Source organism: Psychroflexus salinarum (assembly GCF_042677225.1).
GTDB classification, from domain to species: domain Bacteria; phylum Bacteroidota; class Bacteroidia; order Flavobacteriales; family Flavobacteriaceae; genus Psychroflexus; species Psychroflexus salinarum.
In genome coordinates this window covers 99365-114276 of sequence record NZ_JBHTIV010000010.1, presented here as the reverse complement: position 1 = coordinate 114276, position 14912 = coordinate 99365, and the positions used below count along the sequence as shown (strand labels likewise).

Annotated in this window: 15 protein-coding genes and 1 other RNA gene; 10 read left to right on the top strand and 6 right to left on the bottom strand. The window is 33.6% G+C overall.

The window, feature by feature from the left end; translation table 11 throughout:
* Genes ACFQ0R_RS09770 through ACFQ0R_RS09750 form a run of 5 tightly spaced genes read left to right on the top strand, consistent with a single transcriptional unit; the run spans window position 1 to window position 4523 of the window.
* Window positions 1-957 (top strand): NAD-dependent epimerase/dehydratase family protein, encoded by a 957-nt coding sequence (locus ACFQ0R_RS09770; RefSeq protein WP_379658187.1) that lies wholly within the window; start codon window positions 1-3, stop codon window positions 955-957.
* Window positions 944-1666, top strand: coding sequence for a glycosyltransferase family 2 protein (locus tag ACFQ0R_RS09765; RefSeq protein ID WP_379658186.1), 723 nt, complete (start codon window positions 944-946; stop codon window positions 1664-1666). Before ACFQ0R_RS09770 ends, ACFQ0R_RS09765 begins: the two co-directional genes overlap by 14 nt.
* On the top strand, window positions 1660-2289 hold the full coding sequence (locus ACFQ0R_RS09760; protein ID WP_379658185.1) for a lipid-A-disaccharide synthase N-terminal domain-containing protein: 630 nt from the start codon (window positions 1660-1662) through the stop codon (window positions 2287-2289). Before ACFQ0R_RS09765 ends, ACFQ0R_RS09760 begins: the two co-directional genes overlap by 7 nt.
* The gene (locus tag ACFQ0R_RS09755) at window positions 2282-3895 is read left to right on the top strand and encodes an ArnT family glycosyltransferase (RefSeq protein ID WP_379658184.1); all 1614 of its coding nucleotides are present in this window, start codon (window positions 2282-2284) and stop codon (window positions 3893-3895) included. The genes ACFQ0R_RS09760 and ACFQ0R_RS09755 overlap by 8 nt, the downstream gene beginning before the upstream one ends.
* A 46-nt stretch (window positions 3896-3941) precedes the next feature.
* Window positions 3942-4523, top strand: a complete 582-nt coding sequence (locus ACFQ0R_RS09750) for a cytochrome b/b6 domain-containing protein (protein ID WP_379658183.1) — start codon at window positions 3942-3944, stop codon at window positions 4521-4523.
* A 99-nt stretch (window positions 4524-4622) separates the two neighbouring features.
* Here ACFQ0R_RS09750 and ACFQ0R_RS09745 read toward each other — a convergent pair whose 3' ends face one another.
* From ACFQ0R_RS09745 to ACFQ0R_RS09730, 4 genes are read right to left on the bottom strand one after another with little or no spacing between them, the layout of a single operon-like run.
* Window positions 4623-5894, bottom strand: coding sequence for an adenylosuccinate synthase (locus ACFQ0R_RS09745; RefSeq protein WP_379658182.1), 1272 nt, complete (start codon window positions 5892-5894; stop codon window positions 4623-4625).
* 3 nt (window positions 5895-5897) lie between these two features.
* Window positions 5898-6359, bottom strand: coding sequence for a Fur family transcriptional regulator (locus ACFQ0R_RS09740; protein WP_379658181.1), 462 nt, complete (start codon window positions 6357-6359; stop codon window positions 5898-5900).
* A gap of 18 nt (window positions 6360-6377) precedes the next feature.
* Window positions 6378-8597 (bottom strand): RelA/SpoT family protein, encoded by a 2220-nt coding sequence (locus ACFQ0R_RS09735; RefSeq protein WP_379658180.1) that lies wholly within the window; start codon window positions 8595-8597, stop codon window positions 6378-6380.
* Between the two features lie 25 nt (window positions 8598-8622).
* Complete coding sequence (locus ACFQ0R_RS09730) at window positions 8623-9861, bottom strand: M48 family metallopeptidase (RefSeq protein WP_379658179.1); 1239 nt, start codon at window positions 9859-9861, stop codon at window positions 8623-8625.
* A gap of 145 nt (window positions 9862-10006) precedes the next feature.
* Here ACFQ0R_RS09730 and ACFQ0R_RS09725 point away from each other — a divergent pair, with 145 nt between their 5' ends.
* The 5 genes from ACFQ0R_RS09725 (at window position 10007) to ACFQ0R_RS09705 (ending at window position 13243) form a co-directional block, all read left to right on the top strand.
* Window positions 10007-10297 (top strand): hypothetical protein, encoded by a 291-nt coding sequence (locus tag ACFQ0R_RS09725; RefSeq protein WP_379658178.1) that lies wholly within the window; start codon window positions 10007-10009, stop codon window positions 10295-10297.
* A 1-nt stretch (window position 10298) separates the two neighbouring features.
* The gene (locus tag ACFQ0R_RS09720; protein WP_379658177.1) at window positions 10299-10592 is read left to right on the top strand and encodes a cell division protein ZapA; all 294 of its coding nucleotides are present in this window, start codon (window positions 10299-10301) and stop codon (window positions 10590-10592) included.
* A gap of 51 nt (window positions 10593-10643) precedes the next feature.
* A non-coding RNA gene (gene ssrS / locus ACFQ0R_RS09715) (6S RNA) lies at window positions 10644-10757 on the top strand.
* A 46-nt stretch (window positions 10758-10803) separates the two neighbouring features.
* Window positions 10804-12366 (top strand): ribonuclease Y, encoded by a 1563-nt coding sequence (rny, locus tag ACFQ0R_RS09710; RefSeq protein ID WP_379658176.1) that lies wholly within the window; start codon window positions 10804-10806, stop codon window positions 12364-12366.
* 379 nt (window positions 12367-12745) lie between these two features.
* Entirely contained in the window at window positions 12746-13243 is a 498-nt protein-coding gene (locus ACFQ0R_RS09705; RefSeq protein WP_379658175.1) for an outer membrane beta-barrel protein, read from the top strand.
* Window positions 13244-13310: 67 nt separating this feature from the next.
* On the opposite strand, the gene ACFQ0R_RS09700 is transcribed toward ACFQ0R_RS09705, so the two are convergent.
* Together ACFQ0R_RS09700 and ACFQ0R_RS09695 are read right to left on the bottom strand one after the other, a co-directional pair.
* A complete protein-coding gene (locus ACFQ0R_RS09700; protein WP_379658174.1) occupies window positions 13311-13730 on the bottom strand; it encodes a nucleoside-diphosphate kinase in 420 nt (139 codons plus the stop codon).
* Window positions 13731-13796: 66 nt separating this feature from the next.
* Window positions 13797-14852, bottom strand: a complete 1056-nt coding sequence (locus ACFQ0R_RS09695; RefSeq protein WP_379658173.1) for an alkaline phosphatase D family protein — start codon at window positions 14850-14852, stop codon at window positions 13797-13799.
* Between the last annotated feature and the right edge of the window lie 60 nt (window positions 14853-14912).

Genomic DNA, 14912 nt, shown 5'->3' with positions numbered 1-14912 from the left:
ATGAATATACTTATCACTGGTCTTGCGGGTTTTATTGGATCCCACATGGCAGAATATTTAGTAAATAAAGATTTTAAAGTTGATGGAATAGATAATTTTAATCCTTACTACTCTAAAAAACTTAAACGAATAAATGCCAAAAATCTTACTAAATATGGAATCAAAGTTTTTGAAGGAGATCTTAATGACAATAAAACCTATGAAGAATTATCTCTAAACTATCAATTTATCATTCATTTTGCAGCTCAGCCTGGCATTTCTGCCAGCAGTAGTTTTGAAAGCTATCTTCAGAATAATTTTATTGCTACTCAAAGATTAATTGAATTTGCAAAACAACAAAAGCAGTTAGTTCAGTTTATAAACATTTCAACATCATCAGTTTACGGTGAATTTGCCACCAAAAGTGAAACGGCTTTACCTCAACCTACTTCACATTATGGAGTTACAAAATTAGCGGCAGAACAATTAGTCCTTGCTGAAGCAAGAAAGAATGAATTTAAGGCTTGTTCTCTGCGTTTATACTCAGTTTATGGGCCTCGCGAAAGACCTGATAAACTCTATACAAAGCTTATTAAATCGGGTCTCAAGAATGAGAAATTCCCGCTTTTTGAGGGAAGCAAAGCTCATAAACGAAGTTTTACCTACGTAGATGATATTGTAAAAGGCATTTATTTATGCCTCAAAAGTTATAAAAAAACCAACCTTGAAATTATCAATATTGGTCATAATCAACAGGAAACAACCGAAAATGGAATTTTATATGTAGAGGAGTTATTAAAGAAACATATTTCGTTAGAAATAAAACCTCCACGCGAAGCAGATCAAAAAGAGACAGTTGCAGATATTTCTAAAGCAAAAGATCTGCTCGGTTATTCTCCAAAAACTGATCTTAAAGAAGGACTCAAACAGCAAATTGAATGGTATAAAGAAATAACTGAAAAGTATGGAGAATTATAATTTGACTGTTATTGTCCCAGTTTATAATGAAGCTGAAAATCTACACCGCGTTGCGGAAGAATTCACTGCTTATATAGAAAAGACTAAACATAACATAAAACTTCTTTTTATAAACGATGGGTCCAAAGATGAAAGTCTTTCTATCATAAAATCGCTATGTGCTCAAAACGATGTTTTCGACTATGTCAATTTTAAATATAATTGTGGGCTGAGTGCTGCTATAAAAGCTGGATTTGATCATGTGACTACAGAATTGACAGGGTATATTGATGCTGACTTACAAACTCACCCTGAAGATTTTGAACTGCTTCTAGAGTATGTTAGTACTTACGATTTAGTCACTGGAAATCGTTCAAACAATAGAAAAGACACTTTCGTGAAAAACATGAGTTCTACTATTGCTAACAGCATAAGAAGAGCTTTTACAAACGATGGCATGGATGACACAGGTTGTCCTTTAAAAGTTATCAAAACAAGTTATGCTAAGAGAATACCCATGTTCAAAGGGCTTCACCGTTTTTTACCTGCTATGATTCTGCTTCAAAAGGGTAAAATAAAACAAGTAGATGTTCGGCATTTTCCCAGAATCGCGGGACAGGCCAAATTCGGTTTGATGAATCGACTACTTGGGCCGCTAATGGATTGTTTTGCTTATTTATGGATGAAAAAGAAATACATCACTTATGAAGTAGAATCAAAATCATGCTAGACTCTTCAGCTTACATATATGGCATTGGGTTTATAGCTCAGATTCTTTTTTCCAGCAGGACATTCTATCAATGGCTCATCTCTGAAAAACAAAAAAAAGTAATCGCCCCTCGATTCTTCTGGCAAATGAGTTTGCTTGCTTCTATTCTGTTATTTGTCTATGGCTATTTAAGAAATGATTTTGCCATTATGCTAGGCCAGAGTCTTACCTATTTTATTTACATCCGTAATATTCAATTGGAAAATCAGTGGTATAAATTTCCACTAGTATCAAGGGTTTTTCTTTTGCTCTTTCCTATTCTAGTAGTAATCTATTACTACAATAACAATACATTCGATATAGAAAAGCTCCTTTTTGAAAAAGAATTTTCAAATTCAGTTTTATGGCTTGGAATCTTAAGTCAGATTACTTTCACTCTTCGCTTTGTATATCAGTGGATCTATTCTGAGCGTATTAAAATTTCAAAATTACCGAAAGGATTCTGGGTGTTGAGTTTAATTGGTTCCCTATTAATTTTTATCTACGCCATTTTCAGAAAAGACCCTGTCTTACTCTTAGGGCATTTTTTTGGTATCGCCATATATAGTCGCAATTTGTTTCTGATAAAAAAAGAATATGCTTAATAAAATATACGATTACCCTGTTTTAGTCCTTTTAGTAACTTCCATTTTACTATTTTTCTTTAACCTAGCTGATTTGCCCATTAGTATTATGGAGGCAAGAAATTTTAATGTCGCCAGAGAAATGCTGACTGAAGGCAATTGGTTGTTAACGACCATGAATGATGTTCCACGATATGAAAAGCCTCCTTTTCCTGCCTGGTTTAGTACTCCATTTATTCAATTTGATATCAACTCCGTCGTTTTAAATAGACTACCAACAAGCATAATGGCAACGCTTGGTGTTTTACTAAGTTATTATCTGTTTAAAGTATTGAGTGCCAGCAAAAAACTAGCTTTAATAGCCGGGTTAATCTTAGGCACTTCATTATATTATATAGCCATAAGGTTTGAAGCACCATCAGACACCTACACACACGTGGCCATGATTGGAGGTCTTTTATTTATGGTGAAAGCTTTACAGGCTGCAAAACTTAAGTTTTGGTATGCACTTCTTGCGATTTTAGGCTTTGCTATTTCAGTTTTATCCAAAGGGCCAGTAAGCTTATACGCTCTTTTTCTTCCTTTTATTATAGCTTATTGGATAACGTATAAATCTACACTTAGACATAAAGTACTCACTTTAGTCTTATTAATCTTAGGCACAGTACTAGGAGCAAGTTGGTATCTATATGTTCGATTAGAAAACCCTGAAGTGTTTTTAGAAATAGCTAATGAGGAAACCAATAACTGGTCTAGTTATAATGTAAGACCTTTTTATTACTACTGGAGCTTTTTTATACAATCTGGCATTTGGACCATTCCTGCATTTCTTAGTTTGATTTACCCTTATTTCAAGACTAAAGTAAAGAACAAAAAATTATATCTTTTTAGCTGGCTTTGGACTATTGGAGTCGTGATACTTTTATCAATTATTCCAGAAAAAAAGTCGCGCTACTTAGTGCCTGTTTTGTTTCCCTTAGCATTGAATATAGCTCAAATTCTAGTTTATCAATTTAAAACCAAAAAACTTGACGAGCTTAGCAAATACATGATGAAATTTCATTATTTGATCTTGTTTTTGATTGGCATTTCTGTAGTTACTCTGCCTTATTTTATTGAGTTAAAAACAACTGAATTTTGGATTTGGTACTATGTGCTTATAATATTAATGTTTGGAGTTTCAGTATTGATTTTCTTTAATTTTAGTCCACTCAAGCCAAAGAAATTATTTCTTTCGAATATTTTTTTAATTGTAATCATTACATCGATTGGAACTTACGGTATCAAATTTTTAAAGAAAAACGAAAATTACAAAACCTTAGCTTCTTTCCAGATAGAAAATCCTTTATACTACTACCATGGAATCCGACCTGAAGTCATTTGGGAATCCGGAACTAAATCCAAACCTTTTAAGATTTCAAAAACCCCAAATGTCAAAGAACAAATTCAAGTGATCGTCAATAAAAATACCGCTCAGGAATTTGAAGATAGAATTGAGAAAAAATATACTGTGCTATCAATAGATAGTTTCGATAGAAATTATTTTAAAGAGAGAGACGATAGGAAATTTCGAGATCGGTATGTTATTTTTATTTATACAATTCAAACTAAGTCTAACACAGAATAATTTCTAAAACACTTTTAGATAGAAAATAATCTTGAACTAAAGCATCATGAAAAGGACATATTCAAAAATTTACCGCATCCTCCACTGGGCCATTGCCATATCATTTTCTTTTTTATTGATGACCATTTTCCTAAGGTTAACGTGGATGGAAAAGGAACATATGGCTGACATAATAGGAAGTTTCCTTAACGAAAACGGACAAGTTTTATCTCAAGATCAGTTAATCGTTTTAGCAAAGCAAATCAGGAAACCAATGTGGGAGTGGCACATTTACACGGGCTATGTATTAGTTGGTCTTTTTAGTTTACGATTTTTACTTCCATTATTTGGAAAAATGAAAATTCAAAATCCATTAGAAAGAAATTTAAGTGCTAAAGAAAAATTCCAAAAATGGACTTATATCTTTTTTTATATAGGTGTTGTCACTTCTTTAATTACAGGTTTATTAATTGAATTTGGACCGAAATCATGGAAAGAAATAACCGAAGAAATACATGAACTTTCTATCTATTATTTAGTAGCTTATATCATCATTCATATATCGGGAGTTCTCATAGCAGAATTTACCAACCAAAAAGGTATTCTTTCAAGAATTGTAAGTGGGAAAAGCATTTCCAATAAAAAATAGAATTGTAAGATTTCACATTCAGAGACTTATTAATATCTATAATGAACAAAGCCTTCAAAAAATTTGAAGGCTTTGTTCATTATAATAAAATAGTTGTGCTTATCTAAGAATAGTCTCTTTTCTATCGGGACCTACTGAAACGATTTTGACAGGAACATTGAGTTCATCTTCTATCAATTTGATATAATCTTTTAAAGCTTCTGGGAGAGTCTCAAAAGAAGAATGATTAGAAATGTCTTCTTTCCATCCTTTGAATTCTTTATAAACTGGTTCTAAATTTTCAGACTCTATGTTATAAGGTAAATGCTGAATTTCTTTTCCATTGTATTTATAAGCAGTACACACTTTTAATCTTTTAAACCCACTTAACACATCAGATTTCATCATCATTAATTCTGTTACACCATTGATTTGAACTGCATATTTTAAAGCCACTAAATCTAACCAACCGCAACGTCTTGGACGACCTGTAGTTGCTCCGAATTCGTTACCAACTTTGGCCATTCTTGCACCATCCTCATCAAAAAGTTCTGTTGGGAAAGGCCCACTACCAACTCTTGTAGTATAAGCTTTAAAAATTCCAAATACGTTTTTAATTTTATTTGGTGCAATACCTAAACCTGTACAAGCCCCGGCAGCGGTTGTATTTGAAGAAGTAACAAAAGGATAAGTTCCAAAGTCAATATCCAACAAAGATCCCTGAGCTCCTTCGGCTAAAATTGTTTTGTTGTTGACTTGAGCTTGATGAAGATATTCTTCAGAATCAATAAATTTTAAAGATTTAATAGATTCTACGGCCTCAAAAAATTCATGCTCGAGTTCTTTTAAATTATACTGAACATCTACATTGTAAAACTCTATAAGTGCTTGATGTTTATTGGCGAGTTGTCTATATTTCTCTTTCCAATTATCAAATTCTAAATCTCCTATTCTCAAGCCGTTTCGGCCAGTTTTGTCCATATATGTCGGACCAATACCTTTAAGTGTAGAGCCAATCTTAGCTTTACCTTTGGAAGTTTCTGAAGCTGCATCCAGTAATCTGTGTGTAGGCAGGATGATATGGGCTTTTCTTGAAATTAAAAGACTTTCGCTAAAGTCTAAATTAAACTTATCAAGAGCATTTAATTCTTTTTGAAAAATAACTGGATCTATCACCACTCCATTCCCTACTACATTTACAGCATCTTTGTGAAAAATGCCTGATGGAATAGTATGCAAAACATGCTTTATACCATCAAATTCAAGAGTGTGCCCAGCATTTGGACCTCCTTGAAATCTTGCAATAATGTCATAATTTTTGGTTAGATAGTCAACAATTTTTCCTTTGCCTTCATCTCCCCACTGGAGTCCAAGTAGTAAGTCTACTGCCATGTTTTAATCTGTCTTAGGTTCGTTTTTAGTTCCGTAAAAGTATAATGAGTGTCGATCTATGGATATGTCGAACACTTCTTCTATTGTTTTCTTGATGGACTCGATTCGCGGATCACAAAATTCGATTACTTCACCTGTATCTGTGAGAATAACGTGATCATGTTGCTTGTCGAAATAAGATTTCTCGTACTGAGCTTGGTTTTTGCCGAATTGATGTTTTCTTACCAAACCACAATCTAAAAGTAGATCTATAGTGTTATATAAAGTTGCTCTACTCACCCTGTAGTTCTTCGTCTTCATCTTGATGTAGAGAGACTCAATGTCGAAATGGTCATCACTTTCGTAAATTTCTTGAAGTATAGCGTATCTTTCTGGAGTTTTGCGATGCCCGTTGTTTTCTAGGAATTTTGTAAATACATTTTTTACAACAGCTAAATCGTTTTTCAAATTATCTTTATTTACCATAGTTACAAAAATATACTTTTATTCACGCTTAACCTTATCGATACCATCGATTTTTTTCAATCTTTCTATAAGTGTTGTCAATATTGAATTGTTTGTCACTTTTACAACGAGTTTACCTTCAAAAACACCATCATTACTTGAGAAGGCAATATTTAAAATATTTACATTCAAGTTTTTAGAGATCTCATTAGTAATAATACTTACCAAGCCAAGGTCGTCAATTCCTGTAAGTCTTATGGTTGCGCTGAATTCCTCTTGAGAAGAATCAATCCATTTTGCTTTCAATATACGATAGGCGTAATTACTTTGAAGCTGAATCGCGTTTGGACAATTTTTCTTATGTACTTTAATCCCTTCTTTTATGGTAGTAAAACCAAAAACCTCATCCCCAGGAATTGGATTGCAACATGCAGCTAGTTTATAATCTAATTTTTGCTCGTCATCTCCAAATACGAGTTGATCATAATTACTTGTTACATCCTCCTCTTCTTGTGTAGTGTCTTTGGTTGGTGAACGCCTAATTTTATTTTTGAAAAAGGAAACCAAAGCATTACTTCTTGAAGATGCATAGTCTTTTATTTGTTTATTGTCGATGGTACCAATACCAACCCTGTAAAATAAATCAAGACTTGTTTTCAATTTAAAGAAAACAACCATTTCGTTCACAGTTCTTTCGTTTAGGCTAATGCGCTGTGATTTCAATTTTCGCCTCAAAATTTCTTTGCCTTCAGCAGCAATAAGTTTACGTTTTTCTCTAAGTGCTGATTTTATTTTAGTTCGAGCTCTTGCTGTAGTTGCATAGTCTAGCCAGTTTTTGGTTGGCTTTGCATTTGAAGAAGTTATAATTTCAACTTGGTCACCACTTTTTAGCACTCTACTTAAAGCCACAATTTTACCATTTACTTTTGCTCCACGAGTTTGATATCCTATATCGGTGTGAATAGAAAATGCAAAATCTAATACTGTAGCGCCTTTTGGCAAAGACTTTAAATCCCCTTGCGGAGTGAAAACAAAAATCTCTTTAGAGTACAAGTTCAGTTTGAATTGTTCTACAAAGTCTACAGCATTCATCTCATTATTCTCTAAAGCTTCCTGAAGCCTATTAAGCCATAAATCTAGACCTTGCTCGTCTTGAGATTCATCCTTATGCTTGTATTTGTAATGAGCAGCATAGCCTTTTTCTGCTATCTCATTCATCCGCTCGCTACGGATCTGCACTTCTACCCATTTTCCTTTGGGTCCCATGACAGTGATATGTAATGCTTCATATCCAGTAGTCTTTGGTGAAGAAATCCAATCACGAAGTCTTGTAGGATTGGGCCTAAAATAATCAGTAACAATAGAATAAATTTTCCAGGCTAGAAACTTCTCATTTTCAGGATTAGATTCATAGATAATTCTAAGTGCAAACTTGTCATATATCTCATCAAATGATATATTTTGATTTACAATTTTCTTCCTTATTGAGTATATTGACTTTGGTCTCCCCTTAATTTCAAAATTAATATCCTCTTTTTCTAAGGCCGTAGATAATATCTTAGAGAAATCTTTAATGTATTGATCTTGTTCTTCTTTACTCTCTTTTATTTTTCCTAAAATATCATTATAAACTTCTGGCTCAGTGTATTTCAAACTAAGATCTTCCAACTCAGTTTTTATATTGTAAAGGCCTATACGGTGAGCTAGAGGTGCGTAAATGTAAAGTGTTTCACTTGCAATTTTCACCTGCTTATCAGGGCGCATAGCATCCATAGTTTGCATGTTATGGAGTCTATCTGCAATTTTGATAATAATTACTCGTATATCATCATTGAGAGTCAACAGCATCTTCCTGAAATTCTCTGCCTGCATGGAAATGTCCCCGTCCTTCTTAAGGCTAGAAATTTTCGTTAATCCATCAACAATTCGAGCGACTACTTCGCCAAACATACGCTCAATATCGGATAAACTATAGCGAGTATCTTCCACAACATCATGCAATAAAGCTGAAGCAATGGAAGTAGCATCAAGACCTATTTCGTAAGCTACAATTTTTGCCACAGCAATAGGATGAAAAATATAAGCTTCTCCAGATTTACGCCTTTGATCTTTATGGGCTTCTACTGCGGTTTCAAAAGCCTTGCGAATTAGCTTTTTATCTTTATTGCTTAAAGTTCTGTAACTGATGCGCAAAAGCTCCTTGTATTCTTTTGTAATCTCTTTGCTTTCATGCTCTAGATATGCATCGGTGATCTCCATAATCTTGTCTCTTATTTAAATGAAATTACGAATTATTTTCCAGATTTCTTAGCCTTTTTGCCAGTGGTGGGTGAGAAAAGTAAAAATATACGTATGCAGGGTGAGGTGTCAAATTACTTAAGCTATTTTTTGATAATTTCTTAAGTGCCGAGCTCAAATATCCACCGGAATAAGTAGATTTTGCAAAATTATCTGCTTGAAATTCAAATTTACGTGATAAAATATTTGTAAAAATGCCCGATACCAAGGAAATAGGGGCATACAAAAAACTGAATGCAACTAGACCAATGTGAAAACTTGGTTCTTCAACACCTAAAGCCTGAGCCAATAAAGGTTCACTTACAAACAAAGAAAGCAACCACAAGGTAAAACCCACAGTAATTATTGAAACAAATAGATTTATAATGACATGCTTCTTCTCATAATGCCCAACTTCATGTGCAAGAACGGCAACAATTTCTTCATCTTCCAAATCACCAATTAAAGTGTCAAAAAGAGTGATCCTCTTTTCTTTACCAAAGCCAGAAAAATAAGCATTGGCTTTTTTGCTTCTCTTAGAACCATCAATAACAAAAACATCTTCTAAATTGAAGTTCATTTTGTGAGCATACCTTTCAATTTTAGACCTCAGGTCACCTTCCTTTAACGGAGTTTGTTTATTGAATATTGGAACAAATAATTTGGCATAAAACATATTCAGCAATACAGAAATAATTGTCACTAAAATCCAGGTATACCACCAGAAATCTGTTCCCACATAATTGTAGAAAACTACAATCAAGCCAAGAATAATCCCCCCTAAGATAACAGTTAAAAGCAATGACTTTAATTTATCCTTCCAGAACAAAAGCCGAGTAGATGTATTGAAATCATAACGCTCCTCTATAGTGAATGTGAAATAATAATCGAATGGTAAGCTAAGAAGTTCACTAGCTAAAAATAGAATACCAAAGAAGAGGAGAGAAACTAAAACTGAATGATCTACATAGTGATGAGCTATGGAATTCACAATTTTAAAACCATCAAAACTTAAAAAAACAAGAATCAGAATCACAGAAAAGGTGGATTGAATTAAACCAAATCTGAATTTATCTTTCTTATAATTCTGTGATTTTTTATATTCAGACTCATCGTAGAGGTCTTGAACTTCTTTAGGTGGCTTTGAATCAAATCTCTTATAATTAAGATAGTCCAAAAAGCTATCAAGCAAGAAATTGAAAACAATAATAGCTATGATGAGATAGAAAACATTTTCTGGAGACATTCTTTAATTTTTGAGCAAATCTAAATCATGTTTCGGAATTTGATTATAAAACAACAACACAATTGATTTTGAATTTTATGCAAAGTAGGTTGTCATATTCATTAATAGATGCTAAATTTGCTTTAAAGCAATGCGGAAGTTGTAAATGAGTAAATTGGTAACAAGCGTTGAATCATTAGAAGTCAATTTAAAAAAATTGATTTCTAATTATGAAGATCTAAAGATTCAACATAATGATTTAAAAAACCAGTTTAATTCTAAATCAAATTCTATTTCAGAATTGAATTCGGAAATAGAACGATTACGACAAGAAAATAAAACACTCAGAACAGCCAACGCAATGCTAGGCAGTACCGAGCACAAAAGAGAGACAAAACTTAAAATAAATAGTTTAATTAAGGAAATAGATACTTGTATTATTCAATTAGCAGAATGAAATGGCTTTAGATAAACTCAAAATAAAATTATCGATTGCAGATAGGGTTTATCCACTAACCATCAGACCAGAACAGGAAGAAGGTTTAAGAAAAGCAGCTAAAAGAATAAATGGAGTTATTAAAAAATTTGAGCAAGATTATGCAGTTAGAGATAAGCAAGATGTATTAGCAATGAGTGCTTTGCAATTTGCTGCAGAAATTGAACAAAATCAATTATCTTCTTCTTCGGAGTTAAAAAATGCAGAAATTAAACTTGAAGAATTGGATGAAATGCTCAAAAAACAATTAAACTAACGTTCATTACATAAATCGACACTGCCTGTATTAGTCGTACCTTTTTGATAAACTCAACATTTACTATTTAAAAAGGGTGAGTTTCAGTTGCTAAAGCAAGCCGCCACTTCGGTGCAGCGGATCCTTGATCAACTGAGTATCCCTAAACCTGTTTACACGGAGTTTTATACAAAACTAGGCTAATGCAGGCTTTTTTTATATATACACAACTATGGAGATTACATTTATTATAATAGCAGCAATAGCTGGACTTATCATCGGTTTTATCATATCAAAAACGATTGATAGTAAAAGTGCAACCGGCACTTTAAAAAAAGCAGAAAAAGAAGCTGATAAAATTCTTAAAGAAGCTGAAAAAGAAGGAGAAAGCCTTAAAAAAGACAAAATACTTCAGGCTAAAGAGAAATTCATTGAACTGAAGTCTGAGCATGAAAAGGTTATTCTTTCAAGAGATCAAAAAATAAACGAAGCCGAAAAAAGAACTAAAGACAAAGAGTCCCAAGTTTCTAACGAACTTTCTAAAAACAAAAAACTCAATTCTGACCTTGAAGAAAAATTAAAGGATTACAACTACAGGACGGAATATTTAGAAAAAAGACAAGAAGAAATAGATAAAATCCTTCAGCGTAAAATTAATCAACTTGAAGTACTAAGCGGACTTAGTGCAGAAGAAGCTAAAACTCAACTCATGGAGTCTCTGCGTGAAACCGCAAAAGCAGAAGCTATGCAGATGATCCAAGATACTGTTGAAGAAGCTAAACTGACTGCTCAACAGGAAGCTAAGAAAATAGTTATTAACACGATCCAGCGAGTTGGAACTGAAGAAGCTATAGATAATTGTGTTTCTGTATTCAATTTAGAAAGCGATGATGTAAAAGGTAGAATAATAGGCCGTGAAGGTCGTAATATAAGGGCAATTGAAGCTGCTACCGGAGTGGAGATTATAGTCGATGATACTCCAGAGGCTATCATTTTGTCTTGTTTTGATTCCATTCGACGTGAAGTAGCTAGATTATCTTTACATAAACTGGTCACAGACGGTAGAATTCACCCAGCTAGGATCGAAGAAGTTGTCAAGAAGACTAGAAAAGCAATTGACGAAGAAATAATAGATATAGGTAAACGAACAATCATTGATCTTGGAATTCACGGCTTACACCCTGAGCTGGTAAAGATGGTTGGTAGAATGAAATACAGATCTTCATACGGCCAGAACCTTCTACAACACTCAAGAGAAGTAGCAAACCTTTGCGGGATCATGGCATCAGAGTTAGGACTAAATCCAAAACTTGCAAAGCGGGCCGGATTACTTCATGATATCGGTAAAGTTCCCGAAAATGAAACTGAACTTCCACATGCTATTTTAGGAATGCAGTGGGCAGAGAAATACGGTGAAAAACCTGAAATCTGTAATGCGATTGGAGCTCATCACGACGAGGTTGAAATGACTTCACTACTTTCTCCTCTAGTTCAGGTTTGTGACGCTATAAGTGGCGCAAGACCAGGCGCAAGACGACAAGTTCTAGACTCTTACGTGAAGCGACTTAAAGACCTTGAAGAGATTGCCTTTGGGTTTGGTGGAGTAAAAAAAGCTTACGCCATACAAGCGGGCAGAGAATTGAGAGTCATCGTAGAAAGTGAAAAAGTAACCGATGAAAAAGCTTCTGCTTTATCTTTCGAAATCTCTCAAAAAATCCAAACCGATATGACTTACCCAGGCCAGGTGAAGGTGACTGTAATTAGAGAAACACGAGCAATTAATATCGCCAAGTAGATATAAATTTTAATGACTTAAAAGGGTTGTTTCGTTCGAAACAACCCTTTTTGTTTATATATCTATACTTAATTATTACAAAACATAAGACTTAAGTAACATCCTCCCAATTGATAACACTTTGTGAAAACTGAATTTAATTTTTACGCCCTCTCTTTCTCCTCAATATATAATCGTCTGCCTTAGATGAAATGATAATTACTCAAGCTAAGTAAAAGTATCAGTAAATCACAACATCACATAACACCAAGTAAAGAATTAATAATTCCATTAAGCTTGACTCAAATAATTTAATTTATATTAAAATATAGTGTATAAGTTTGTTAAAATTAAAATAAAATCATAATTTAGATTGTAATAACTTAAAAATCAAATAATTATGAAAAAGTTTATCTTAATTACAGCACTTGTAATATCAACTTTAAGTATGACTGCCCAAGAATCTAATGTTAGTCTAAGTGGAGCCTTACCAACTGGTGATGCTGGAGACGTTACCACATTTGGTCTTAACCTAGATTTGAATTATTTATGGGCAGTAGCTGAACAGTTTGATCTAGGTCTTACAGCTGGTTATCATCACTATTTTGGTGAAGATATTGATTTAGAAGGCTTTGGTACAGTAGAGGCAGAAGATTTTGGATTTCTTCCAATTGCTGCGGCAGCTCGTTTTAATGCTACTGAGCAATTTACCATTGGTGCAGATGTAGGATATGCTATAGGTTTAAATCCTGATGGGAATGATGGCGGCTTTTATTATGCTCCAAAGGTTCAATACGGTTTAACTCCATTAATAGATATTGTTCTCTCTTACAGAGGTGTAAGCCTAGACGGAGGTTCTTTTGATGCTCTCTCCTTAGGCTTTGAATTTGGATTATGATTCAAATAAAAAAGGGCTGTTTCAAATCAAAAACAGCCCTTTTTATTTTTTAAAAGTAGTTTTAGAGTTAAAACTGCTCTCTTCCCGAAAAATGAAAGTTGCTTTCTATCATCGCATTTTCATCACTGTCACTTCCGTGGATAGCATTTTCGCTGATGGAAGTTGCGTATTTTTTACGAATTGTTCCTTCAGCAGCTTCTTCTGGATTGGTTGCACCAATTAAAGTTCTGAAATCATCTACTGCATTTTCTTTTTCAAGAACAGCAGCGACAATAGGTCCGCTTGTCATATAGTCTACAAGCTCTCCGTAAAATGGTCTTTCTTTATGTACTTCGTAGAAAGCTTTAGCGTCATTTTCTGTCATGTGCGTCATTTTAAGCGCAACAATTCTGAAACCTGAGCCAGTAATTTGTTTTAGGATATCACCAATATAGCCTTTAGATACTGCATCTGGCTTAAGCATAGTGAATGTTTTAGTTCCTGCCATTGTAATATTTTTTATTTTGAGTGCAAAAGTAAACAATTCTTTAGACTTTAAAATTAAGTAAGAATATTAGAACTCAAGGCTTAAATTTTGTAAAATACGTCCGTTTTCTGTAGATTTTATTTTTAAATCTGCTTTCTCTTCTATCAAGTCTAAATCTACTATTCCATAGCTTGTTTCTGCAGTAACCTCTCCTATTCTATATTGATTTGGCTCACCATCATAAGAAGTATAAGAATGCGTTAAACCACTAGAGGTAAAATCAGTTAAAGGATAATCTAAGGCTTCAACCTGCTTCTGAGAAAATTCAGAAATGTGTCTATCACCACTCAACATCAAAACATTATCAAGCTGATATTTTTTGAGTAAAGTTTCCATTTTTTCAACATCATGTGGAAAATTCCCCCATGTTTCAAAACCGTGCTCGCTAGATAAAAACTGAATACTACTAACAATAATATTAAAATCAGATTCAGAATTTTTAAATTCTTGTTCCAGCCATTTCCATTGCTCGCTTCCAAGAAGCGTGGAATCTGAGGATTTGTGAGGTTGATATCTCCTATTAGATTCTTCAGCTTCCTTTAATCCATCTCTAAAATAACGAGTATCTAATAAGTAAAATTTTATGCTTTTTTCACCAATCTCAACAACTTCAGACTGATAAGTTCCACCTCTACTTGCCATGGCATGCGAAGAATCTATATCAAAAAAATCCATAAAAAGCGACTTCGCTTCATCTCTATACTTCCATTCTTTACCTGCGTCATTTTTACCGTAATCATGGTCATCCCAAACACCTATGGTCCCATAAGGAAGTTGGTTCACAAAAGATTGATAATAGTTATTATTCTTGAGCGTGTCATACTTAGCTTCCATCAACTTCATATCTGGTGTGTCGGCGTAAATATTATCCCCACCCCAGATAAAAATATCTGCAGAATCTTTTTCGATTGTAGACCAGAACTCTTGCGACATATCCTGGCGATTACAACTTCCCAGAGCAATTCTAAAGCTTGTTGTCTGTTCATTTTTAGTAGATTTTTCTTGATTTTCTTCATCAGACTTGGATTTACAAGACAAAAGAGAAAATGAAACTAGAACTAAAAACAGGTATATTTTTTTCATGATTAAGTATTTTCAACAAATCTATAACTTCCAGTGTTATTGCATTATTAAGAATTCGTA

Bases quoted from the DNA above. Each gene is read 5' to 3' on its own strand.
- ACFQ0R_RS09770 (WP_379658187.1), top strand. From the start codon at position 1: ATGAATATACTTATCACTGGTCTTGCGGGTTTTATTGGATCCCACATG.
- ACFQ0R_RS09765 (WP_379658186.1), top strand. From the start codon at position 944: ATGGAGAATTATAATTTGACTGTTATTGTCCCAGTTTATAATGAAGCT.
- ACFQ0R_RS09760 (WP_379658185.1), top strand. From the start codon at position 1,660: ATGCTAGACTCTTCAGCTTACATATATGGCATTGGGTTTATAGCTCAG.
- ACFQ0R_RS09755 (WP_379658184.1), top strand. From the start codon at position 2,282: ATGCTTAATAAAATATACGATTACCCTGTTTTAGTCCTTTTAGTAACT.
- ACFQ0R_RS09750 (WP_379658183.1), top strand. From the start codon at position 3,942: ATGAAAAGGACATATTCAAAAATTTACCGCATCCTCCACTGGGCCATT.
- ACFQ0R_RS09745 (WP_379658182.1), bottom strand. From the start codon at position 5,894: ATGGCAGTAGACTTACTACTTGGACTCCAGTGGGGAGATGAAGGCAAA.
- ACFQ0R_RS09740 (WP_379658181.1), bottom strand. From the start codon at position 6,359: ATGGTAAATAAAGATAATTTGAAAAACGATTTAGCTGTTGTAAAAAAT.
- ACFQ0R_RS09735 (WP_379658180.1), bottom strand. From the start codon at position 8,597: ATGGAGATCACCGATGCATATCTAGAGCATGAAAGCAAAGAGATTACA.
- ACFQ0R_RS09730 (WP_379658179.1), bottom strand. From the start codon at position 9,861: ATGTCTCCAGAAAATGTTTTCTATCTCATCATAGCTATTATTGTTTTC.
- ACFQ0R_RS09725 (WP_379658178.1), top strand. From the start codon at position 10,007: ATGAGTAAATTGGTAACAAGCGTTGAATCATTAGAAGTCAATTTAAAA.
- ACFQ0R_RS09720 (WP_379658177.1), top strand. From the start codon at position 10,299: ATGGCTTTAGATAAACTCAAAATAAAATTATCGATTGCAGATAGGGTT.
- rny (WP_379658176.1), top strand. From the start codon at position 10,804: ATGGAGATTACATTTATTATAATAGCAGCAATAGCTGGACTTATCATC.
- ACFQ0R_RS09705 (WP_379658175.1), top strand. From the start codon at position 12,746: ATGAAAAAGTTTATCTTAATTACAGCACTTGTAATATCAACTTTAAGT.
- ACFQ0R_RS09700 (WP_379658174.1), bottom strand. From the start codon at position 13,730: ATGGCAGGAACTAAAACATTCACTATGCTTAAGCCAGATGCAGTATCT.
- ACFQ0R_RS09695 (WP_379658173.1), bottom strand. From the start codon at position 14,852: ATGAAAAAAATATACCTGTTTTTAGTTCTAGTTTCATTTTCTCTTTTG.